Genomic DNA, 22,023 nt, shown 5'->3' with positions numbered 1-22,023 from the left:
CCGGTTTTGTCTGCCCGCTGCCGGACGGGTGCGGCCGGAAGCTGCACGCAGGCCCGCGCGGACCCGCGTCAAGAGTCGAGATCCAGCACGTACCGGGCGCGTTGCAGAGCCACCGTGGAGGCGTAGATCAGTGCCGCGTCGGCAGACCCGGCCACACGCAGGTCCAGCGCTTTGGCGAAGCTTTCGACGGCGGCGCCGACGTTGCCGCTGGCAAAGTGGGACCGTCCGAGGTGCTGGCGGATGACCGCCTCGTCCGGTGTGCCGCGGGTCTCCGCCAGCAGCTGATCAAACAGCTCAACGGCCCGGTCAAGCCGGTTGGAAACCCGCAGTACGTCGGCTTCGAAGATGCGCAGGCGCAACGAGCCAGGGTCACTGTAGCGGGCTTCGGCGAGCAACTCTGCAGCCTCGGCCGGGTGCCCTTCGACCAGACGCACAAAGATCAGGTCCCCCGGGTCCGTCGATGCTGCAAGCGCTTCGGCGACGGCATCCTCATTGACGATTTGCGGGACCAGGCTGTCCGGGTTGATCTTGATCCCGGGGAACCCTGCAGCGGGCCAGTCGCTGGTACCGCCTGGGAGGAATGCCATCAGGAGGCAATCTCCTGGTACGCGGCGAACAGCAGCGAGGTGTCCGGGACGTCGAGGATACCGGGGCGTGCTACGCCGTCGAGCACCACAAAGCGCAGCAGGTCACCGCGGGACTTTTTGTCCCGCCGCATTCCGTCGAGCAGCGCCTGCCAGCGGTCGCGCCGGTAGGTCACGGGCAGACCGAGGCTTTCCAGGATGCTGCGGTGCCGGTCGGCGCTGGCGTCGCTGAGGCGCCCCACGCTGCGGGCCAGTTCCGCAGCGAACATCATCCCGACCGAGACGGCGGCGCCGTGGCGCCAGGAGTAGCGTTCGGCGAGCTCGATCGCGTGGCCCAGGGTGTGGCCGTAGTTGAGGATTTCGCGCTGGCCGGTTTCTTTGAGGTCCGCGGAGACGACCGTGGCCTTCACCGTGACGGCGCGTTCAATCAGTTCCCGCAACGCGTCACCGCGGGGCTCGGTGACTGCCGCGGGGTCTTTCTCGATCAGTTCGAGGATGGCCGGGTCCGCGATGAAGCCGCATTTGATGACCTCGGCCAGGCCGGAAATAATCTCGTTTTTCGGCAGTGTGTCCAGGGTATCGAGATCCGCGAGAACAGCGGCCGGCGGGTGGAAGGCACCAACGAGGTTCTTGCCTTCGGCGGTGTTGATGCCGGTTTTGCCGCCGACGGCCGCGTCGACCATACCGAGCAGGCTCGTGGGCATGTGGATGACTTTGACACCGCGAAGCCAGGTCGCGGCGACAAAGCCGGCAAGGTCGGTCACGGCCCCGCCGCCAACAGCAACGACGGCATCCGATCGGGTGAAGTCGTTCTGGCCCAGCACCTGCCAGCAGAAAGAGGCCACCTCGATGTGTTTGCCTTCTTCAGCATCGGGAATTTCGGCGGTGAGTGCCGTGAAGCCCGCCGACGAGAGCTCTTCCCTGACGGTGTCACCGGTGAGGCGCAGGGCGCGCGGGTGGATAACAAGGACCCGTTTGACCCGTTCCCCCAGCAGTCCGGGCAGGCTGGCCAGCAGGCCGCGGCCCACCACGACGTCGTAGTTCTCACCGGGCGTCTGCCCGGTGACCTTGATGACGGTTGATTCGGTGTTCACTTTTCAACTTCCTTTGTCGCCGCTGGTGCGGGTACACCAGCGGTTCCCGCCGCGCCATACGCGCGCAGCGCATCTTCAAGCCGGTGTGCGATGTCCGCAACGGTTCCGTTGCGCACATCGAAGACCAGGTCAGCCAGCCGTTCGTAGACCGGCCGGCGGGTGGCGAACAATGCCTTCCAGCGTTCCATGGCATCTCCGGCCAGTAAGGGCCGGCCGGAATTCCTGGCGATCCGGTCAACCACTGTGCCGGCGTCACACTCGAGGTAGACCACTGTGCAGTGCCCCAGCAGTTGCTGGGTACCGGAGTCCAGGACTGCCCCGCCGCCAAGCGAGACTACCGTATTCCTGCCTTGCGCGTCTTCCAGGGCCCGGGCGACGGCCCTGGCTTCCAGTTCGCGGAACACATGCTCGCCGCGGCTGGCGAAGATCTCTGCGATGGAGCCGTGGTTGGCAACGATTGTGACGTCAGTGTCCACAAACGTGGCCCCCAACTGCTGGGCGAGCTGGTATCCGATGGCTGATTTGCCGACTGCCATCGGCCCGATCAAGACGATGGGCCGGGCAGCATTCCTGGCCGGCCATGCCGGCATTTCGGCCGGCACTATCGGCCGATCGAGTCCAGGGACGCCGGAATGTTGTCCAGGTAACCCTTGATGTTTCGGGCGGTTTCCTGCACGGAGTCGCCGCCGAACTTTTCCACAACCGCCTCGGCCAGGACAAGCGCGACCATGGCTTCGGCGACGACGCCCGCTGCGGGAACCGCACAGACGTCGGAGCGCTGGTGATGGGCCCTGGCGGCCTCGCCAGTACTCACATCGACGGTCCTGAGGGCTCGGGGCACCGTGGCGATGGGCTTCATCGCGGCGCGCACCCGCAGCACGTCGCCGATGCTCATTCCGCCTTCAATGCCGCCGGCGCGGTTTGAGGTGCGCACGATCCTGCCGTCGGCGTCCTTAACAATCTCGTCGTGGGCAGCCGAGCCGCGGCGTGACGCGGTGAGGAAGCCGTCACCGACTTCAACGCCCTTGATGGCCTGGATGCCCATCAGGGCTGCCGCCAGCCGTGAATCGAGGCGGCGGTCCCAATGGACGTAGCTGCCAAGTCCCGGCGGAAGCCCGTAAGCGAGGACCTCGACGATACCGCCGAGCGTTTCGCCTTCCTTGTGTGCGATGTCGACCTCGGCGACCATGGCGTCGGAGGTTTCGCGGTCGAAGCAGCGCAGCGGATCGGCGTCGAGTGCCAGCACGTTCTCCGGGACCGGGAGCGGCCGCCCTTCCGGCACGGCCGTCGTGGCGATCGACACGGTGTGGGAGACAAGTTCGATGCCGAGCTGCTTGAGGAATCCGGAGGCGACGGCGCCCAGGGCGACGCGCGTAGCCGTTTCGCGGGCACTGGCGCGCTCCAGCACGGGCCGCGCCTCGTCAAAGCCGTACTTCTGCATACCGGTGAAGTCCGCGTGCCCGGGCCGCGGACGGGTCAGCGGCGCATTGCGGGCCTGGTCGGCCAGGATTTCCGGGTCCACGGGGTCAGCAGACATGATCTGCTCCCATTTGGGCCACTCGGTGTTGCCGATCTGGATGGCGACGGGACCACCTTGGGTGATGCCATGGCGGACGCCGCCGAGGATTGTCACAACGTCCTGCTCGAACTTCATCCGTGCGCCACGGCCGTAGCCCAGCCGGCGCCGGGCCAGCGAATCAGCGATCCGTTCGCTGGTGAGCTCCACACCGGCGGGTACGCCTTCAATAATTCCGACCAGGGCCGGCCCATGGGATTCTCCGGCAGTCAACCAACGCAACATAAAATCCATCCTGCCATGTAAGGCGGTTAGAACACCCGTCGGGGTGCCCCGACTGCGTCACACATCACATCTATGACTTCCGCCGGGACTGCCTCGTGCAGGCCGGTGAAATGCCGGACCTGTTCCACGGCCTGGTAGATCAGCATTTCCAGGCCGGGAACCACCACACCGCCGGCCTTCAGCCAGGCGGCAGCGATCCGGCTGGGCCAGGGTTCATATGCGACGTCCAGCAACACACCCGGGCGGACCTCTCCGGCCGGCCCTCCGGCCCCTTGCGCGAACAACCGTGCCAACTCCTCGGCCAGCGGATCGGCGGCCCGCGGGGGCAGCGTGGAAATCACGACGTCGGCCCGGGCCAGGGCGGCAGACGCGCCCTCCAGGGGCCGGACCCGCACGGGCAGGCCAAGTGCCGCAGCTGCCGCGCGTGCCTCCCGCGCGCGGGTGATGTCGCGGACGAAAATGTCGGCTGCTGGCGCGTCCAGCTCCTTCAGCGCTGCGATGGCAGCGGCTGCGGTTCCACCGCCGCCCAGGACGGCGGCAGCGGGCGCCGAGGCGGCACCTGCATGGCGGAGTGCGTTTACGATTCCGGCGACGTCGGTGTTGTAGCCGACCAAACGGACGGGAGCGGCGCCCGTTCCCGCGGCCGGCCGTTCGAACGCGACCGTGTTCACCACCCCGAGCTCGCGGGCCACGCCTCGAACCTCATCCACTTCGCCGACCATGGCTGACTTCAGCGGCATGGTGACGGACAGCCCGTGCCAGCTCGGCCCCAGCTGCACGTCCTTCCTGACCCGGGCCATAAAGGCCGGCAGCCCGGCTTCGGTCACATCGATCGCCGAATAGTCCAGCTCCACACCCAGGCGGGCGTAGGCGGCCCGGTGCAGGGCCGGAGACTTCGAATGGCTGATCGGGTGCCCAAGCACGGCAGCCCTGCCGGTCATACGCAGCGTCCGGCGTTTGCCTCACACCAAGCGTTGTATTTGGCCACGTAGGTGTTGTGCTCCGCGAGCGTCTTGGAGAAGCGTGTCTCCTTGGTGTCCAGGTTGATGGTCACCCAGTAGAGGTAATCGTTGGTCTTGGGCTTTGCCGCAGCGTCAATCGCCGTTCGGCCCGGCGATCCGATGGGTCCGACCGGCAGGCCCTGGTTGGCGTAGGTGTTATACGGGTTGGACTTGTCCGCCTTCTGGTCCTCGTCGATGTGGAAACTTTTGATGCCGAGGCCGTAGGTTACGGTGGCGTCCGACTGGATCAGCCCGTTAGTCTCCGTGTTATTTGGCTTGAGGCGGTTATAGATCGCGCCTGCCACATCGCCGTATTCGGCCTGGCCGCCCTCGGCCTGGACAATGCTGGCGACTGTCACAACGTCGTACTGCTTGGCCGGATCGGTGACGCCTTGGGACGTGAGCTCATCCAGGGTGGTGGTCACGAGCTTTTGCACCACATCCTTGGCCGGGGTGCCGATCGGGAACCGGTATTCGCCCGGGGCGAGGAAACCTTCAAGGGTCTTAGCCCTGGCCGGCACCCCGAACTGGGCTGGCGATGCGTTGAGTGCCTTGAGCTCGGATACCGGCACTCCGGTACCTTCGGAGATGGCTTGGAGGGAGTCACCGATGCGGAGCCCGGCGCTGAGCGCAAAGTACATGACCTTGCTTTGGTCCTTGTTCAGCAGGACAGCGACGGCGTCCGAGTTCTTCATTTCGTTGCGCATGCTGAAGTCGCCCGGGGCCAGCGCACCGCCGGAGGCCACAAAGTCGCGCAGGAAACTGTCGGCGTTCGCCACGACCTTCTTGTCCTGCAGCTCGGTCGCTACGGACTTGGGTCCGGCGCCCGGCGGCACGGTAATCATGACCTCACCGGTTCCGGGCCCCGGGTAATCAGCCACGGTGTCCGCGCCCAGAAGCGGCTTCAGGAACTGCGCGCCCACAGCAATCGCCACCACAAAAACAGCCAGGGTCAGGAGCAAGGCAAGGAAGCGGCGCCGGCGGCGGACCTTCTTGGACGGACCCTTGGACGTGCGGATGGCGGCTCCTCCGGCCAACACAATGTGGCCGTCTTCCTCGTGGTGATGGTCCTCGTGGTGATGGTCCTCGTGGTGATGGTCGTCGTTGTACGTGTACGCGTCGGGGTGGCCGTCCTGGGTCACCCCGTCCGGGTGCGGTTCGTCGCCGGGATGAAGGTCGGAATCATGGAAGACGGTGTCCGCATCTGCCACAGTCCCGGCGTACTCGTGTACTGGAACCTCCGGATCCACGGGATGGACATGCTCCACGGGAACCTCTGGAACCTCTGGATCCACGGGATGGACATGGTCCACGGGAACCTCTGGAACCTCCGGATCCACGGGCAGTTCGTGGACGGTCGGGGCTGCGGCCGGCGGCTCCGGCGCCTCGTCCGCCTGGCTCGGCCCGCGATTACCTACCGCGTCGTCGCCGGTTTCGGGGACGGATCGGTTGTCGGCGCCGGGTGCTGCCGCAGGGGTTTCCTCGCCGGTTTCGAACGCCTGCGGCGGGACGACGTTGTGCCCCTCGGGCGCCTGGACCTTCTCCTGGGCCCTCAGCTCCCTGCGTGTCAGCGGTCGGCCGGTGCCGAAGGCAGCACCGGAGGAGTCGTCACTGTTGACCGGGCTCACTGTAGCCTTCCATTTTGGGCAGAATGCGTAGTGCAGAATGCTCGTCTTGTGCCGGACTGGCCTGTGGACCATCCCCGGTCGGCCCCGGCGCGGACTCCGCGTATACGCGGCTTCCGACCTCCGTCCCCCTGGCCTTTTGCATATCGATCGCGTGTTGCAGGATACCTGCGGCCGCAACCTGATCAACTACCTTACGGTGATCCCGGCTGCTCATGCCAGCTTCGTGCAGGTGCCGGTGCGCAGATACTGTGCTCAGCCGCTCGTCCACCAGCCGAACCGGCACCCCGGAACCTGACTCCCCCAGTTTACCCGCCAGTAGCTTTGCATAGTCAGTCGCCATCCGGGCGGAGGCGTGCTCCTCACCCTTCATGGTCCTCGGCAGGCCGACAAAGATCTCCACAACGGCGAGTTCCAGGGCCAGTTCCGCCAGGATCCGCACGTCCGTATTCTTCTTCGCGTTCCGTTCCAGGGTGCGCAACGGCGTGGCCAGGATGCCGTCACGGTCACAGACAGCCACACCAACCCGGACGGTCCCGACGTCTACCCCGAGCTTTACGCCGATTGGGTAGCCGCCGGGCACAGCAGTTTCGTTCACGGCCTTTCCACTATCGTCCGGTGATGGCGTCCACGACGGCGGCGAGGGCCGCGCCGACCTTGCCGGCGTCCGTGCCGCCGCCCTGGGCGACGTCGTCCTTGCCGCCGCCGCCGCCGCCGAGGATTCCCGCGGCGAGCCGCACCAGGACCCCAGCCTTGACCCCTGCCGCCCGGGCGGCATCGTTGGTCGCGATCAGGATCACCGGACGGTCATTACTGACACCGGCAACCGCGACGGCGGCCGGATCGGAACCGAGCCGGGTCCGCAAATCCAGGGCCAGGCCGCGGAGGTCGTCCGCACCGCTGACCTGGCCGGCGTCGTGCGCGATGACCTTGATGCCGGCGGCATCCCTGGCGGTACCCACCAGCTGGCCGGCGGCAGCTGTGAGCTGCTCCTTGCGCAACCGCTCGAGTTCCTTTTCGGCGGTCTTGAGTTTGGCCAGGGTGGCGGCGATCCGGTCCGCGAGCAGTCCCGACGGCACCTTAAGCATGTCGGTGAGTTCGGTGACCAGCGCGCGTTCGGCAGCGAGGTGCCGGAAGGCGTCCATTCCGACGAAGGCCTCGACGCGGCGGTTTCCCGAGCCGACAGACTGTTCCCCGAGCAGTGACAGGCTGCCGATCAGCGAGGTGTTCGCAACATGGGTGCCGCCACAGAGTTCACGGGACCAGGCACCGTCGATCTCCACAACACGGACCTCGTTGCCGTAATTTTCGCCGAAGAGTGCCATGGCACCGAGGGCCTTGGCCTCGGCCAGTCCCATCACTTTGGTGTCCACCCGGTAGTTGTTGCGGATGGCGATGTTGGAAACTTCTTCAATTTCGGAGCGCGTGGCCGGGCTGAGGCCTTCGCCCCAGGCGAAGTCGAAGCGCAGGTAGCCTGCCTTGTTGAAGGAGCCGCGCTGGAGTGCTTCCGGGCCGAGGATCTGGTGGAGGGCGGCGTGCACGATGTGGGTTCCGGTGTGGGCCTGCTCGGCGGCATGCCGGCGTTCCCGGTCCACGGCCGCCTGGACGAGGGAGTCCGCTCCAATTTCGCCCTCTCGGACAATTGCCTTGTGCACACTCAGCCCCTTGATCGGGCGCTGGACGTCCAGAACCTCGACGACAAAACCGTCCCCGGTGATCAGTCCGGTGTCTGCGGCCTGGCCGCCGGCTTCGGCGTAGAACGGGGTCTGGGCGAGGACCAGCTCGATTTCCTCGCCGGTGGAGGCTTGGGAAACCTTGCGGCCGCCGGCAAGGATGCCGCGTACCTTCGATTCCCCCGCGAGTTCGGTGTAGCCGGTGAAAACAGTCTCTCCGGCGGACAGCAGCTCCTGGAAGGCGCTGAGGTCAGCGTGGGAACCCTTTTTGCCCTTCGCGTCGGCCTGCGCGCGCTGGCGCTGTTCGAGCATCAGCTTGCGGAACTCCGGCTCGTCGACCTTGAGCCCGGCCTCTTCGGCCATCTCAAGGGTCAGGTCGATCGGGAAACCGTAAGTATCATGCAGGGCGAAGGCATCGGGGCCGGACAGCGGACGCCCGGCGGCCTGTGACTCCTTGACGGCGTCCTCCAGCCGGGCCGTGCCGGAGGCGATGGTGCGCAGGAACGCCTTCTCCTCCGCGTAGGCGATCCGGCTGATCCGGTCGAAGTCCGTCTCGACGATGGGGTAGACGCCCTTCATGGCGTCCCGGGAAGCGGGCAGCAGCTCCGGCAGGCACGCTTTTTCGACGCCGAGCAGGCGCATCGAGCGCACGGCCCGCCGGATCAGGCGGCGCAGCACGTAGCCGCGGCCCTCGTTGGAGGGGGTCACGCCGTCGGCGATCAACATCAGGGAGGATCGGATGTGGTCGGCGACGACACGCATCCGGACGTCGTCGGTGTGATGCGGGTCGGCCGCGGACTCGGCGGAGGTGTATTCCCGGCCGGAGAGGGCCGCGGCCCTGTCGATCACCGGGCGGACCTGGTCCGTCTCGTACATGTTTTCGACGTCCTGCAGGATCATCGCCAGCCGCTCCATGCCCAGGCCGGTGTCGATGTTCTTTTTCGGGAGTTCGCCGGTGATATCGAAGTCCACCTTGGAGCGGACGTTGTCGATCTGGTACTGCATAAACACCAGGTTCCAGATTTCAACGTAGCGGTTCTCGTCCGCGATCGGGCCGCCCTCGACGCCGTAGGAGGGGCCACGGTCATAGTAGATCTCGGAGCAGGGGCCGGCGGGACCGGGCTGGCCGGTGGACCAGTAGTTGTCCGCCTTGCCCATCCGCTGGATCCGCGCGGCAGGCATGCCCGTGTTCCGGAGCCAGAGCTGCTCGGCCTCATCGTCCTCTTCGTAGACAGTGACCCACAGCCGCTCGGGCGGGAGCCCGTACCCGCCGTCGTCAACGCTCGAGGTGAGCAGTTCCCAGGCGAACTTGATGGCGTCTTCCTTGAAGTAGTCGCCGAAGGAGAAGTTCCCGCACATCTGGAAGAACGTTCCGTGGCGGGCGGTCTTGCCGACTTCCTCGATGTCGCCGGTCCGGATGCACTTTTGCACGCTCGTGGCACGCTCGTACGGCGCTTCCTCCCGGGCCGTCAGGTACGGGATAAACGGGACCATGCCGGCGACGGTGAACAGCAGGGACGGGTCGCTGGAGACCAAGGAAGCGGAGGGCACCGCGGTGTGGCCCTTTTTGACAAAAAAGTCGATCCAGCGCTTAGTGATCTCCTGCGACTTCATGAGCTGATTACGTACCCTTCACTGTTCACTGCGTTTGTGGTCACTGCGTTTGTGGTCCCCGCGTATGGTCCGCGGAACGGTCTGGTCCCGGCCATAGGCCGTGCCGGCGGTCCGTTTTCCGGACGCCGCTGTTCTGATATTCTCTCCCGGCTAGCGCCGGACTGCATCCCGGCCGGCTGCGCCGTGGGCAATGGTCTGGTCCAGGCCCGCGTCAATGCCGAGCGCTCGGCGCAGTTCGGTCTCACGCTCATTCATGCCCTCGCGGACGGCATCGGCGAAGTCGTACAGACCGTCGGCGACGCGCCCCACGGCCCGGTTGAGTCCTTCGGGGCCCAGGTTGGATTGCGCTTCGGTGATCTTGCGGAAGGCGATGACGCCAATGGCGACGCCGATTCCCATCCAGATGATTCTGTTCATGTCAGGTTCTCCAGCTGGGTTAGCGGCTGCGGCGGCCGGTGGCGGGCTTTTTGCGGGCGGTGAACGCCGCGCGCACACCATAGCTGAAGGAGGCGACCTTGATCAGCGGCGAACCGACGGTGGCGGCCACCAGCGAGGACAGCGCCGAGATGTTCGCCGAAGCGTCGGAGACGTTGTTCGCGATACCGTCGACCTTTTTGAGCTGTTCGTTGGTGGTGGAAACAGTCGCCGTGACTTCGTCCATCAGCGGCGTGGCGCCGTCGCTGATCGAACGGATGGAGGTCCGCACCTCATCGAACACTCCCCCAAGCTTTAAAATCGGCACGGCAAGCAGCAGGACCAGCAGTGCAAACACTCCGGCCGCGATGAGGCCGGCAATATCGCCACCAGTCATAGTCATTCATCTCCTTGTTGCGTAGTGTCTCTGCGGGCGCCGCCGGCCCAAACAGCCGGCAACCGCAGAACTCCCCCAAGTACCTTACATACAAAAAAGCCCGTGGCGCTTGCCACGGGCTTCTTTGTAAGGTGTCGCGGTGAATCTAGCGTGCGTAGAATTCCACAACGAGCTGCTCTTCGCAGGTCACGGGGACCTCGGAGCGCTTGGGGCGACGGACCAGGCGTGCCTGCAGGGCGTCAAGCTTGACGTCCAGGTAGGCAGGAACCATGGGCAGAACATCGCGGTGCGCACCGGCTGCTGCAACCTGGAACGGAGCCATGGTCTCGCTGCGGCTGTGGACGTGGACCAGCTGGCCCTCGCCGACGCGGAACGACGGACGGTCAACGCGGATGCCGTCAACCATGATGTGGCGGTGCACAACAAGCTGGCGGGCCGAAGCGATGGTGCGGGCGAATCCTGCGCGCAGCACGAGGGCGTCAAGACGCATTTCGAGCAGTTCGATCAGGTTCTCGCCGGTCAGGCCCTTGGTCCGGCGGGCTTCTTCGAAGGCGCGGGTCATCTGGGCTTCGCGGATGCCGTACTGGGCGCGCAGACGCTGCTTTTCGCGCAGACGTACGGCGTAGTCGGAGTCCTGCTTCTTGCGGGCACGGCCATGCTCACCGGGGCCGTACGGGCGGCGCTCCATGTACTTGGCGGCCTTGGGGGTCAGAGCAATGCCGAGTGCACGCGAGAGGCGTGCTGTACGGCGAGCACGAGTGTTGTTAGCCACTTGTGTCCTTCCAATATCTGCGGTGTGTCAGTGTTACTGGCCTCCACGATGGAGAGCATCGGCCAACCGCTGCCTTTTGCTACTGGGCACGGGGCAAACCCGTTTGAACAGCATAAAATGCCGGTATCAAGTGGATTGTGCGTCTGTGCCTTGCCAGACAACGACCTACTTTACCACGCCGGGACCGGCGATCACTTGCCCCGGATGATCCTGCGGAGCCGCTCAAGCCGGGTGGAAATGTCCCGTTCGGCGCCGTTGCCGGTCGGTTCGTAGTAGTTACGGCCGACGAGGTCGTCCGGCGGGTACTGCTGGGTAGCGACCGAATGCGGGGCATCGTGGGCATATTTGTAGCCCTGGCCGTGGCCCAGTTGCTTGGATCCCGGGTAGTGGGCGTCGCGCAGATGCGCCGGGATGCCGTTGCCGAGACCGGCGCGGACGTCGGCGATCGCCTGGTTGATTCCCAGATAGGCGGCGTTGGATTTCGGTGCTGTGGCGAGGTGGACCACGGCTTCGGCGAGGATGATGCGGCCTTCGGGCATGCCGATCAGCTGCACGGCCTGGGCGGCGGCGACGGCGGTCTGCAGCGCCGTCGGGTCGGCCATGCCAACGTCTTCGGCTGCGGAGATGACAATGCGCCGGGCTACGAACCGCGGGTCCTCCCCCGCCTCGAGCATCCGGGCGAGGTAGTGCAGGGCGGCGTCGACGTCGGAACCCCGGATGGACTTGATGAATGCGCTCGCGACGTCGTAGTGCTGGTCGCCGGCCCGGTCATAGCGTACGGATGCGACGTCGAGGGCCCGTTCCGTGTGCTTCAGCTCGATCTGCACCGGGGCCGGCCCGGCCGTCCCGGCGATCGTGTCGGCGTCGTCAGCATCCCCGTATGCGACGCCGGCCGCCGCCTCCAGTGCGGTCAGTGCCCGGCGGGCGTCCCCGCCGGAGAGCCTCACGAGATGGCCCCGGGCCGCATCGGTGAGTTCCACTTTGCCGCCGAGTCCACGGGGGTCCGCCGCTGCCCGCAGCAGCAATCCCTCCACGTCGGCGTCGGTCAGCGGCTTAAGTGTCAGTAGCAGGGACCGGGACAGCAACGGGGAGACGACGGAAAAGGAGGGGTTTTCGGTGGTCGCGGCAACCAGGACTACCCAGCGGTTCTCGACGCCGGGCAGCAGGGCATCCTGCTGGGCCTTGTTGAAGCGGTGGATCTCGTCCAGGAACAGCACTGTGGTGGTCTTGAAAAGGTCCCGGGCGGTGAGAGCTTCCTCCATAACGCGGCGGACGTCCTTGACCCCGGCGGTGATGGCGGAGAGCTCAACGAACTTCCGGCCGGGACCTTTAGCGATGACGTGCGCGAGTGTGGTCTTCCCCGTGCCGGGCGGGCCCCAGAGAATCAGGGAACTGGGACCCGCGGGGCCGGTGGCATCCGTTCCGGCGGCCAGCTGGCGCAGCGGCGAACCCTGTCCCAGCAGGTGCTGCTGGCCCACCACATCATCGAGCGTCCGCGGACGCATTCGGACGGCCAGCGGGCTGCGCGGGGAGGCAGCGCGACGGGCCGGACCACCGTCAACGGCGTCCTCCGCGTCGTTATCATCCTCGACAGCGGCGCCGCCGTCCCGTCCTGCGCCAAAGAGATCTTCCACATAGATAGGCTACTTCTAGTTCCCGCCCGCACCGACACCCCCACAACGGAGACCCGCGCCATGGCCAGCACCGAAACCCGCATGGCGTTTGTCTCCGGCGATCGGCTGCCGGGCTGGGTGGAGCGGTTCGCGGCCAGCCATGGCGTCCTCGCCGAGGAGGAGCTCGACGCCGGCCTGCAACTGCGCGCCGCTGACGGCGCCGTAGCATTGCTGCAGGCGCCATGGCCGGCGGACGGCCGCCCCGGCAGCGGCGGCGACGCCGTTGCCCGGCTCGCCTCCCTGGCATCGCAGCAGCGCAGCATCGGGGCGGTGCTGGTCCGCCGTGGCGGCTACTCCGTGGCAGTGGTCAGCGGCGCCGCCGTCCTCGCTTCCAAGACCGGCACCCGCCACGTCCAGTCCCGTACCGCTGCGGGAGGCTGGTCCCAGCAGCGTTTCGCCCGGCGGCGGGCGAACCAGGCCGACGCCCTGGTGGAGGCCGTGGCAAACCATGCCGCCCGTATTTTTGCGGATCACCGGATCGATTACGTGGCTCCCGGCGGGGACCGGACCCTGGCCGAGCAGGTCCTGGCCGAACCGGTGCTGAAGCAGTATGCCCCGCGGCCAAGGCTGGCATTCCTGGACGTCCCGGACCCGCGGGCTGCCGTCCTGAAGAAGGCAGCCGCCGAGCTGTGTGCCGTGCGGATCATCGTCACGGACCCGCCGCTGTAAACAGTCGCCGGGTACGGCAGGGTAATGCAGGCTCGGATGGTGCAAGGAGACGCGCAGGTGCTGCCCCCGGGTTCCTCCGTGGGCACGGCAAAACCACCAGCGCGGTACGCCGCCGGCGGACCTATTCCAGGTCGTTTGGAAGCACCCGGTCGGCAGGGTTCTTGCTGGATCCGCGCACGTAAACTCGGGGCGAACCCGCGACGGGAGCCTGAATCCACATCGGCACCCGCGCTATCCAACCGACGATCCAGAAGCCGCCGACCGCGAGGACCATCAGCGCACCGCCGCCCCAGACGGCCCATGGACCCCAGACCGGCCCGAGCAGCTCCTGGCCCGCCTCAGTGGTTCCCACGGCTGCGGCGAGCATGCCCGCAATCAGGAAGAAACCGACGAATCCCGCGCCGGCGCGGATCGCTTCGCCGCCGAGAACGGCGGCCAGCAGGAGAGGCAGCACCAGTCCGCCGATGATAAGGGCGACGGCCACGTTCCCAAGAACGTCCCCCGCCCTCCCGTCCACGTTGTCGCTCAGCGGTCCGAGGATGAATCCCGCGGCGATCGATACCAGCATGACGGTGATCAGGGCGGTGGTGACCACTTTAAGGAATCGGTCGCTGAACCGGAATTTTCCGTTCGGCCGGCTCACTTGGTTGTCGGCCCGCCGGTTCGGCGCGGACGACCGCGGCTGCGTGGCGGGATTTTTCTTACTCATGCCGTTTCCTCGTGCCTTTAGATTTCGGTTGCGAATCTGGCCTCCGCCGGGCGGTGACCCTGGGGGCGTTTGCCCGTTCTCGTCAGGGCGGGACGAGGACGCAACTCTCCGAACCAGCAAAAATCCCAATTATCGATCGAGTAGATAAAAGGAGTCTACGGGGCCCCGCACCCGGATCGCGGGTTCGAGGGCCCGGCCGGTTGTCATGCGTCCGGGCCCGTTCCCTTGCCGCCGGCGGCAGCGTCGATCGCCTTCGTGAGTCGGGCGCGCTCCTTATCGATCCACCGGGTGGCGGAGTAGGCCTGGGCGAATGTCTCGGCAAACTCCACCGGGTCCTCGCCTACGATGGCGCGCACCGGCGTGGCGTCGACAGCGGCGCGTTCCCAGAGATCGGCATGGTCACCGATCATCGTGGTGAGGGTGTCTCCGTCGGTGATCCCGCCGTAGTACATAAAGTACCGGTTGAACGCCTTCGCCGAACTGCGGTAGGGCTCCGGAAGTGCCTCGATGCGGGCCATGGACTGCTTGTACTGCTTCTTCTGTTCCAGCGACCCGGTGAGGGCCTCGAGCCACTTTGCGGCCATGACTACTCTCCGTCTTCCTGGGGGTGATCCTGCGGGTTTTCGATCTGCTGGTGGAGTTGTCCGATCCGCTCTACGAGGAAGCTCCAGCTCCTCCAGAACTCGTCGAGGTACTCGGCGCCTGCGGCGTTCAGCGAGTACACCTTGCGTGGCGGGCCCTTCGCCGACGGGACCTTCGCAACGTCGACGAAGCCACGCTGTTCGATTCTGATCAGGAGGGCGTAGACGGTGCCCTCAACGATGTCGGAAAAGCCCTGCTCGCGCAGCCGTGCGGTGATCTCGTAGCCGTAGGCCGGCTGAACGGCCAGGTTCGCGAGAACGATGCCTTCGAGGGTTCCCTTGAGCATCTCGGTCATCTGGTTGGCCACAACGGCCTCCTCTTTACTACTCAGTGTTGCTGACTACCACTAGATAGTATCACTGAATAGCGAAGTGGTGACGGTCAGTTGCTGCATTTAATCCAGCACCGCCCGTGCGCTCTGAGAGTTTTGGCACACCTCAGATGATCGGCTGGGTGAACGGTGTGGTGTCATCGATGTCGCGATCGAAGATGGCCGTGCCACTGCTGCCGAACCGGGCGCTGTGGACTTCGATTCGGTCCAGGAACCAGTCGGGGGCGTTGCCGTCGTTGTCCCGCTGCACGGTTAGTGTCTGCAGCGCGCCGAGGTCCCCGCTTGGGATCGTGACCCAGTTCCAGTCGTCGCTTTCCATTCGCTTAATGAGCTCGGTGTTCACGGTCTTGCTCGCCGACCCGGCAGCTCCGGTAAGGGTGAAGGTGACGTTGGCATCCGTGCCGGCCATCCATTTGTCGGCAGTGTGGATGTGCAGGCCGTAGCCGAAATTCGCCGGTTTGAACGGATTGTCCGCGCGCGTGGCCAACCGGATCAGCGACGAGAATTGACCTTCCGCTGCGATGTCGCGCAGGTCACGGGGGTCGTCGGTGATGGCTCCGTCGACTCCGATGCGGATGTACTCCCGTAGCTCGTCGTGCGCGTTAACCGTCCAAACGTAAATGAACGCAGGCCGCGCGGCCGCTGCGCGGATCCCGCACGCCGCCTCCAGCGTATAGCGGTAGTACGGGCCGAGGATGAAGTTCATGAAGCTGATGCCGTTGCCGTAGCCCTGGTGGCCGACGCCACGGCTGGTGAAGTAGTTCGATACCGCCGCAGCATCGTTCTCGGCATCGATCATCAATCCTTCGCGAGGGCCCAGGATGTCCACGATCCGGTCGAAGAAGGCACCTTGGTTGTCGTCCCGGTTGCCGATGGAGAGGATAACGTTCAGATCGTTGTCGAAGGTCAGGTGCTCGCGGATCGCCAGCAGCAGTTCGAAGCCGTGATCCGGTGAGGTGACTTCCGGTTTGCAGTCGAAGACGAGCAACGACAGTTGGGGGTTTGCCTGCGCGAGCTGGTGGATGCCGATCAGATAGTCCGCTACCGAGGGTGCGGACGGTTCCCCTGTCCCGTGGCTGATGCACAGCTGCCCGGGGTGGTCCTCGTAGACTTGCACGTCCGGCTCGAGGCCGTTGGCACCGTTGGTGACGGCCTCGGTCGCGTCGGCGACGGTGTTCGGGTTGTGGCCAACAACGTAGAAGGGTCGGGGCCCGAACGCCGCCGCGAAGCCGACCACCGTTGTGGCTTTGACCTCTGAGGCCCTCCCGCACAGCCATTGCTGGGCCGTCACAAGATCCCGCAGATGGAGCGGCCGAATCAGTGTGACGAGAGCGACCTGGTGCAGCGCGTCAGCCGTCGCCGAACCGAGGAACTCGTGGCCGGCGCCGTAAACCTCGATCACCGCGCCCGGCACCGCGCCCCGGACGCCGACGGCGGTGTCTGCATCCTTAAGCGGCCCGAGCACCTCTACCGGCCCCGGCATGGGATGGGCCGCCACGTGCCCCGCTGCGGAGTCGACACCGGTGTCACTGCAGGCCCACTGTCGGACGAAGACACTTGCGCCTTCGACCAACAGTGGGGTCACGGCGATGACGACATTGGTGTGGAGGGCCAGCACCTGGTCGCTGATGGCCGCGTCCCCCTTGGCCGTTCGAACGAAGACCTGGAGCACCGCCCCGCGGTGGGCCTTTGTGACGCTGACCGTACCAGTGCAGGAAAACAGTTGGCCGAATATTTGCGCGGCCGGCACCTCCTCCTGGTGCGCGTCAACCGTCACAGGTACCGCGGGCGTGCTGAGAATTCCACAACACTCCTGCGTTGCGCTTACCGGATCGGTGGTCAGCGGCGGCACGCGGCAGTCGAGCCACGTCTGCTCCGCCGGTGCTGCGCCGTCGAACACCAACTGATTCGCCGCCAGGTGGACTGTCGCTCCGGGTCGCAAACCGGTCACCCGGACGGTTGTGGCGCCGGCACACAGCGGCGAGACAACGACCGGCGGGTCCACGGGTTCGAGCTTGCCAACCAGGACCGGGTCCGAGTTCTTCGGTGGCCGTTCGCAACGCTTAGCCACCTCCTGCCGGATGGTGATCTCATCGTCCTCCGCCAGCGGTTTCGACAGCAGGAAGCGCAGCGATGAACGATCAAACCCGGCGCTGTCGACGATCCCGGAACGCCGCTCTATCGTTACGGTGGCCCCATCGAAAACCCCGCTCACCATAACGGAAGGGTCACAGCCGCGGACCGGGGACTGTATGACCGGGGCAGGCAGCGGCTGGCCCAAGCCGCCCGGAAGCGGGTCTGAGGTCCGGCCGACGTCGGGCCCGGGCGCGAGCCCCGGTCCCGACTGGTGCGCGGTGATCCACCCGTTTGGCGGGATGGCACTGGTGAGGGCGAAGCGCGCGGTCCCTTCGTGCGCCTGGCCGGTGCCGAGGATGCTGCCGTTAGCGAGCAGCGTAACGTCTGCGCCTGAAACCGCACCGTCAATCCACACGTACTGGCCGCAGGCGAACAGCTGGGTGGCGACATGGACCGGGCCAAATTCAGCGCTGCTTGTCGGGGCCGCGGCAACCGGCATCGCCAGGTTGCCCGACGGTACCTCGCTCTGCTCGGCCCCGAGGTGCTGGATTGCGAACAGGGTTTCTGAGCGGGACAGGGTCAGCCCCGGTTCCAGCGGGAAGCGTTGGTCACCTGAGATGGCAGTCCCCTTGGCCACCGTGCGAAGACCGGTCTCGACTGTCACGCCCGCGCCGGGCAGTTGCCCCCGGACACGGATCGAGGAACTGAGCTCAGAGAGCGGACCAACAATAACGGGCTGCATAAGTGCCACAGCTCCAGAGTGTAGGCCCGGCCAGGTCGAGGAACAATAGCTGGCGTCCAGCGCCACGGAATCCCAGGCTTCCAGGGTACGAAGACCACTGTCGGCGGCGCAGCGCCATCAGGTCCTGGACGCTGCTGTCCACGTCGTAAGCATGCTGATAGACACCGGGGTCGCCCGAGGTCAAACTGCGTATATGGACGACGCGGACAAACAGGACACCATCAACAAGGTCACGGACCGGATATTCGTCCGGCATCCCGAGGCGCCCCGTACGCTCATCGCCAGGATCGTCACGGAAGAGTACGAACAACTGGCTTCCGGCCGGATCCGGACCTTCATCCCGACCCTGGTTGAGCACGGGGCCCGGAACAGAATCAGGCGGCAGTTCTCCTCCGGGACAGTGGACAGCAGCTGAAGCCGTTCAGTCCTGGCAGTCCCGCACCGACGGCCTTGTCCCAGCGTTGCCCCCGGCGAAGCAAAAGGTCCGACCAGTGTGGCCGGTCGGACCTTTCGCTTCAGCGCAGCGCCTGCTTCAAGAGGACTGCTATCCGGCCTTCCCGGACAGCGCTACAAGCACTCCGGCCGTGGCGAAGAATTTGTTGCTGCCGAGGTCGCGGATGGTCTTGATTCCCATGCCGGCAAGGAGTTCGTCGTGCTTTTCGGTGAGCCCGGCCAGCGCTGACGGCGGGGCGGCAAGAACTTCCTCAAGGGTCAAGTTCTCATAGGCCTTATCGAGTGCCTTGCCAAGTTCAACGGATACAGCCATGGTTATGTCCTTTGATCGATTCGGAACAACAGCACACTCGCCGCAGACTGCCTGCGAAAGCCGGAACGGGAATGCACCGACGCCGGGATACTCCCCGAGCCTCTGGCTACGCTATCGCAGCGGCCCTAACAAAACATCCATATCGGGATGTGAATCCTCATCATGCCCGCGCCGCTGCTGCATTCTGGATCCGGGGTGAAATGGCCGCGCGCAGTCCCTCGATGGCGCGGCTGCCGTCATTCCTTTGGCACCTTTGGGAAACGCTTCCAGGCCTTGCTGAACCGGGATTCGGCGTCGGCCGCCATGGCTTGTTCAAGCGCGTGCAGCCTCCCGTAGGTGAAGGCATTTTCCCCGGCGAGGTGCGCCTGGGCGCCGAGGCGCCGGAGCAGGGCCCGGGTGACAACGCTGTCCTGGTGCTCGCCCAGTATTTTTTGCAGTCCGTGGGCGGCGCCGGCCAACCGGGCAGCGCGCTTGCCGATCACAGGAATTCCGGATTCGGCTGCGTAGCGGAGCCGTTTGGCGCTTTTACGCGCCTCGTGCAGGGCGGCGTCGTGATCCGGGCCGTCCGGCGTGGCCTCCGCAATCCGAACATTCCGGCGTAACCGCTTCCAGTCTTTCCTGACCAGGGCGGCCACGGTCGCGTGCGCCGGCCGCGGATCAGGAACGGCCACCGGCACGGCGGCAAGGAAGTCGTCGAGACTGTCGAGGAGGCGGAAATACAGTTTATCCTCGAGCACCTGCAATACCGCGGCGCGGGCGGCGCCGTAATCGGCGCCCAGCGCTTCCCGCATCCGGCGCGAGACGGGTCCGATCACCAGATCCGCCGGCTCGCAGGCAACCAGGTCGTCGAGCCGTTCGCGCATCACCTCCGCGTCCCGTGCCTCGCCCAGACAGCCGGCCAGCCATTTAAGCTCCGCCCGGAGCGTGTTTACCTGTTCCGGTTCCAGCAGCCGGCGGTAGGTGCCCAATACCGAACGCATCCGTCTGGTCGCCACCCGCATCTGATGGACGGCGTCCGGTGCGTCCCGGCGCACCCGCGGATCCAGTTCCGAAATGGCCTGCACCTGAGCGTGCACATAGGCCACGAGCACGGCAGTCGCCGGCCCCTTGCGGCGCACGGGCGGCGGAAGTGCAGCCGGACCGGCCAGCGGCTGATCGCCGAGCGTGCGTTCCAGCTTCGAGGCATGCGCGGCCGGGCGCCCGCCGGCCGCGGCAAGCACCGCCTCCGCCGCGTCCAGCAGCTCACGGGACCCCTGGACGAGTTCTATCTCCCACTCCCGCCACGTCAGGCTGCGGGGTTCCGGTCCGAGCCTGTCGGCCTGCACCCGGTCATCGGCAACATCGGCAAGAATCCCGTTGTGATCGTCCCGGAGGCGGTGTAGCATCCGCCGGGTTCTCACGCGGGCGACGGCGGCAAGGGGACGGTCCCGTACGTGCACCCGGACGAGCTGGAGGAACCTCGGCGGAACCAATTCCGGGTCGTTTCCCGGCGGCTCGTGCATTTCGAGCCTTGTGTCCTGGCCGCCGGGGAGTTTGAGGTGCCATCCGGAATCGTCGCCGCCGGTCCGCCGGCGCAGGGTTATGCCGTGCGCCGCCAGGGCCAGGGCCGCCGTGTCGAAATACTCGGCCTCCAGCTGCTGCTCAACGGGCCGTTCTGCCCGGGCCACCCCCGGCAGCTCGTCAAGAGGCGGCAGCGCGGCCCTTTCGTCGACGTCGTACTTTCGCTCGATTTCAACGCTGTCCTCGGAGGCCATGACACAGTCTAGGACCGGCACCCCGGTCTCGCACCACAACCGACGGCCGAGCGTGTTCCTGCAGGAACGGCTCCGCGCAGGCCCCGGCACTTCTTAAGCGTTTCTTAAAGGCCCTGCGGGAAAGTTGGAGCGTGCGCCGGACAGCGCCCTCGACCCGACCGGAGGACCCCATGACTGGACCCGCCCATGCTGGCAGCGTTACGGCGCCCCGTGATTCTGCCGGACTAAAGGCAGCTGCCGGCCCGCAGACCTGGGCCATCCCCCAGCCCCGTCATTGGCTGTTATGGGGCATCCTGCTGTCCGCGGCGGTCATCGCCCTGGGCGCAACGGCACAGCTGTTACCCGGTGGTACGGCGGCTGAACTGGGCGTTGACCAGGACCTCAGCCAACACCACGCCGCAATCCTGACCGGCCTCGCTATGACCCTGAACCTGGTGTTCGGCCCGGCGGCCGGAGTCGCATTCGTTGCCGCCGCTGCACTCTACCTTTGGGTGATCAGGCGTTCCCTGGTAAAAGCCATTGCGTTCGGCATCTTTGCATCCTCCGGTTGGGTGGCAAGTGGCTTGTTTAAGCTCATCATCGCCCGGCAACGTCCCAATCCGGCGCTGCTGGCCGATCCACTCTCCCCCGAAACCGGCTCCAACAGTTTCCCGAGCGGGCACGTGTCCTTTGCGGTGGCGCTGGGATTTGCCGTGTACTTCCTGGTCCGCGGAACCCGCTGGGCCAAGGCGACAGCCTTCGCCGCGGCGGCACTGGCCCTCGTGGTGGCGTGGTCGCGGCTGTATATCGGAGTCCACTACCCCACCGACGTGGTGGCGTCATTCCTCGCGGCCAGTGCGGCCGTGGTGCTGCTGTCCGGACTGTGGAACCGTTTCGCCGTGCCCCTCCTGGACCGCGTGACGGCCCCCGCCGCACTCCGATCATCCCAAGCCTAAGGAACTGACCATGTACGTCATATACGCCTCCGGGCTTGTCCACACAGTGGCCCCCTCGATTGATCTTCGCTCACTGCTGGACCCCGCCAGCCTCCTCCAGGGTCTGGGTCCGGCGGCGCTCGGCGTCATCTCGCTGCTGGTCTTCATCGAATCCGGGGTGCTTTTCCCGTTTTTGCCCGGAGATTCACTGCTGTTCACGGCCGGCCTCCTGCACCAGCAATTGCAGTTGTCGCTGCCGGTGCTGATCGGCGTTGTCACGGCAGCTGCCATCGCCGGCGACCAGGTTGGCTACATGATCGGACGCACCTTCGGCCGCCGGTGGTTCAAGGACGATGCCCGGATCCTTAAGACAGCGCACCTGACCACCGCCGAGGATTTCTTCCGACGCCACGGCGGCGCCGCAGTTGTGCTGGCCCGCTTTGTGCCCATGGTCCGGACGTTTGCACCCCTGAGCGCCGGCATCGCCCGTTACGGCTACAAGTCCTTTACGCTCTGGAACATCTCCGGGGCGCTGGCTTGGGCCGCTTCCGTCACGCTGCTGGGAACATGGCTGGGGCACTTTGAGGTCATCGCCAAGAACATCGACGTCATTGCAGTGCTGATGGTCCTCGTTTCGGTCCTGCCGTGGGTGGTCGAGTTCGTTAAGCGACGGCGCCGGAACCGCGGCCCCGCGGCCGAAACCCGGCCCGGTCCCGGCAGCCTGGAGACAGACCGGCCCCCGGCGCAGCGTATTTCGCAGGACAATAGCTGA

22 protein-coding genes are annotated in these 22,023 nt (G+C 66.0%); 4 read left to right on the top strand and 18 right to left on the bottom strand.

Annotated features, from left to right (window positions below):
* Positions 1–68 precede the first annotated feature (68 nt).
* The 12 genes from QMG72_RS02760 to QMG72_RS02705 all read right to left on the bottom strand — a co-directional run bounded on the left by QMG72_RS02760 (position 69) and on the right by QMG72_RS02705 (position 12,609).
* Entirely contained in the window at positions 69–587 is a 519-nt protein-coding gene (locus tag QMG72_RS02760; protein ID WP_226775133.1) for a tetratricopeptide repeat protein, read from the bottom strand.
* A complete protein-coding gene (gene aroB, locus QMG72_RS02755; RefSeq protein ID WP_226775132.1) occupies positions 587–1,678 on the bottom strand; it encodes a 3-dehydroquinate synthase in 1,092 nt (363 codons plus the stop codon). Before aroB ends, QMG72_RS02760 begins: the two co-directional genes overlap by 1 nt.
* Positions 1,675–2,268, bottom strand: a complete 594-nt coding sequence (locus QMG72_RS02750; protein ID WP_283479581.1) for a shikimate kinase — start codon at positions 2,266–2,268, stop codon at positions 1,675–1,677. The genes aroB and QMG72_RS02750 overlap by 4 nt, the downstream gene beginning before the upstream one ends.
* An 11-nt stretch (positions 2,269–2,279) precedes the next feature.
* Positions 2,280–3,479, bottom strand: coding sequence for a chorismate synthase (aroC, locus tag QMG72_RS02745; RefSeq protein WP_226775130.1), 1,200 nt, complete (start codon positions 3,477–3,479; stop codon positions 2,280–2,282).
* Positions 3,480–3,505: 26 nt separating this feature from the next.
* Complete coding sequence (locus QMG72_RS02740; protein ID WP_283479579.1) at positions 3,506–4,420, bottom strand: shikimate dehydrogenase family protein; 915 nt, start codon at positions 4,418–4,420, stop codon at positions 3,506–3,508.
* Positions 4,417–6,108 (bottom strand): endolytic transglycosylase MltG, encoded by a 1,692-nt coding sequence (gene mltG, locus QMG72_RS02735; RefSeq protein WP_282360608.1) that lies wholly within the window; start codon positions 6,106–6,108, stop codon positions 4,417–4,419. Before mltG ends, QMG72_RS02740 begins: the two co-directional genes overlap by 4 nt.
* Positions 6,089–6,703, bottom strand: a complete 615-nt coding sequence (gene ruvX, locus QMG72_RS02730; RefSeq protein WP_282360607.1) for a Holliday junction resolvase RuvX — start codon at positions 6,701–6,703, stop codon at positions 6,089–6,091. The genes mltG and ruvX overlap by 20 nt, the downstream gene beginning before the upstream one ends.
* A 10-nt stretch (positions 6,704–6,713) precedes the next feature.
* Positions 6,714–9,392, bottom strand: coding sequence for an alanine--tRNA ligase (gene alaS, locus QMG72_RS02725; protein ID WP_282360606.1), 2,679 nt, complete (start codon positions 9,390–9,392; stop codon positions 6,714–6,716).
* A 150-nt stretch (positions 9,393–9,542) separates the two neighbouring features.
* Complete coding sequence (locus QMG72_RS02720; protein ID WP_226775125.1) at positions 9,543–9,809, bottom strand: DUF6167 family protein; 267 nt, start codon at positions 9,807–9,809, stop codon at positions 9,543–9,545.
* Between the two features lie 19 nt (positions 9,810–9,828).
* Positions 9,829–10,203: a DUF948 domain-containing protein gene (locus QMG72_RS02715; RefSeq protein ID WP_226775188.1), complete on the bottom strand. Its 375-nt coding sequence runs from the start codon at positions 10,201–10,203 to the stop codon at positions 9,829–9,831.
* A 145-nt stretch (positions 10,204–10,348) separates the two neighbouring features.
* Positions 10,349–10,975, bottom strand: a complete 627-nt coding sequence (gene rpsD / locus QMG72_RS02710; RefSeq protein WP_123254752.1) for a 30S ribosomal protein S4 — start codon at positions 10,973–10,975, stop codon at positions 10,349–10,351.
* A gap of 191 nt (positions 10,976–11,166) precedes the next feature.
* Positions 11,167–12,609, bottom strand: a complete 1,443-nt coding sequence (locus QMG72_RS02705; RefSeq protein WP_226775124.1) for a replication-associated recombination protein A — start codon at positions 12,607–12,609, stop codon at positions 11,167–11,169.
* A gap of 60 nt (positions 12,610–12,669) precedes the next feature.
* Between QMG72_RS02705 and QMG72_RS02700 the strand changes: the two genes are divergently transcribed.
* Positions 12,670–13,317, top strand: a complete 648-nt coding sequence (locus QMG72_RS02700; RefSeq protein WP_282360601.1) for an acVLRF1 family peptidyl-tRNA hydrolase — start codon at positions 12,670–12,672, stop codon at positions 13,315–13,317.
* Between the two features lie 121 nt (positions 13,318–13,438).
* Here QMG72_RS02700 and QMG72_RS02695 read toward each other — a convergent pair whose 3' ends face one another.
* The 4 genes from QMG72_RS02695 to QMG72_RS02680 all read right to left on the bottom strand — a co-directional run bounded on the left by QMG72_RS02695 (position 13,439) and on the right by QMG72_RS02680 (position 17,817).
* Positions 13,439–14,026, bottom strand: coding sequence for a hypothetical protein (locus QMG72_RS02695; RefSeq protein ID WP_226775122.1), 588 nt, complete (start codon positions 14,024–14,026; stop codon positions 13,439–13,441).
* Positions 14,027–14,229: 203 nt separating this feature from the next.
* Positions 14,230–14,610: a DUF1048 domain-containing protein gene (locus QMG72_RS02690; protein ID WP_226775121.1), complete on the bottom strand. Its 381-nt coding sequence runs from the start codon at positions 14,608–14,610 to the stop codon at positions 14,230–14,232.
* 2 nt (positions 14,611–14,612) lie between these two features.
* The gene (locus QMG72_RS02685; protein ID WP_226775120.1) at positions 14,613–14,975 is read right to left on the bottom strand and encodes a PadR family transcriptional regulator; all 363 of its coding nucleotides are present in this window, start codon (positions 14,973–14,975) and stop codon (positions 14,613–14,615) included.
* A 130-nt stretch (positions 14,976–15,105) separates the two neighbouring features.
* Positions 15,106–17,817 carry a PLAT/LH2 domain-containing protein gene (locus QMG72_RS02680; RefSeq protein WP_283479733.1) on the bottom strand — a complete coding sequence of 904 codons (2,712 nt, stop codon included), beginning with the start codon at positions 17,815–17,817 and terminating at the stop codon, positions 15,106–15,108.
* A gap of 193 nt (positions 17,818–18,010) precedes the next feature.
* On the opposite strand from QMG72_RS02680, the gene QMG72_RS02675 reads away from it, so the two are divergent.
* Positions 18,011–18,232 (top strand): three-helix bundle dimerization domain-containing protein, encoded by a 222-nt coding sequence (locus QMG72_RS02675; RefSeq protein ID WP_282360600.1) that lies wholly within the window; start codon positions 18,011–18,013, stop codon positions 18,230–18,232.
* 129 nt (positions 18,233–18,361) lie between these two features.
* Here the strand turns inward: QMG72_RS02675 and QMG72_RS02670 are convergent, their stop codons facing one another.
* On the bottom strand, positions 18,362–18,583 hold the full coding sequence (locus QMG72_RS02670) for a hypothetical protein (RefSeq protein WP_226775118.1): 222 nt from the start codon (positions 18,581–18,583) through the stop codon (positions 18,362–18,364).
* 236 nt (positions 18,584–18,819) lie between these two features.
* Positions 18,820–20,337 (bottom strand): CYTH and CHAD domain-containing protein, encoded by a 1,518-nt coding sequence (locus tag QMG72_RS02665; protein WP_282360599.1) that lies wholly within the window; start codon positions 20,335–20,337, stop codon positions 18,820–18,822.
* Positions 20,338–20,507: 170 nt separating this feature from the next.
* On the opposite strand from QMG72_RS02665, the gene QMG72_RS02660 reads away from it, so the two are divergent.
* Positions 20,508–21,272: a phosphatase PAP2 family protein gene (locus tag QMG72_RS02660; RefSeq protein ID WP_282360598.1), complete on the top strand. Its 765-nt coding sequence runs from the start codon at positions 20,508–20,510 to the stop codon at positions 21,270–21,272.
* A 10-nt stretch (positions 21,273–21,282) separates the two neighbouring features.
* Positions 21,283–22,023, top strand: a complete 741-nt coding sequence (locus QMG72_RS02655) for a DedA family protein (protein ID WP_226775114.1) — start codon at positions 21,283–21,285, stop codon at positions 22,021–22,023.

Origin of the sequence: Pseudarthrobacter sp. PH31-O2, from assembly GCF_030063265.1 — a bacterium.
Classification (GTDB): Bacteria; Actinomycetota; Actinomycetes; order Actinomycetales; family Micrococcaceae; genus Arthrobacter.
This window is presented reverse-complemented; position numbering and strand designations above follow the sequence as displayed.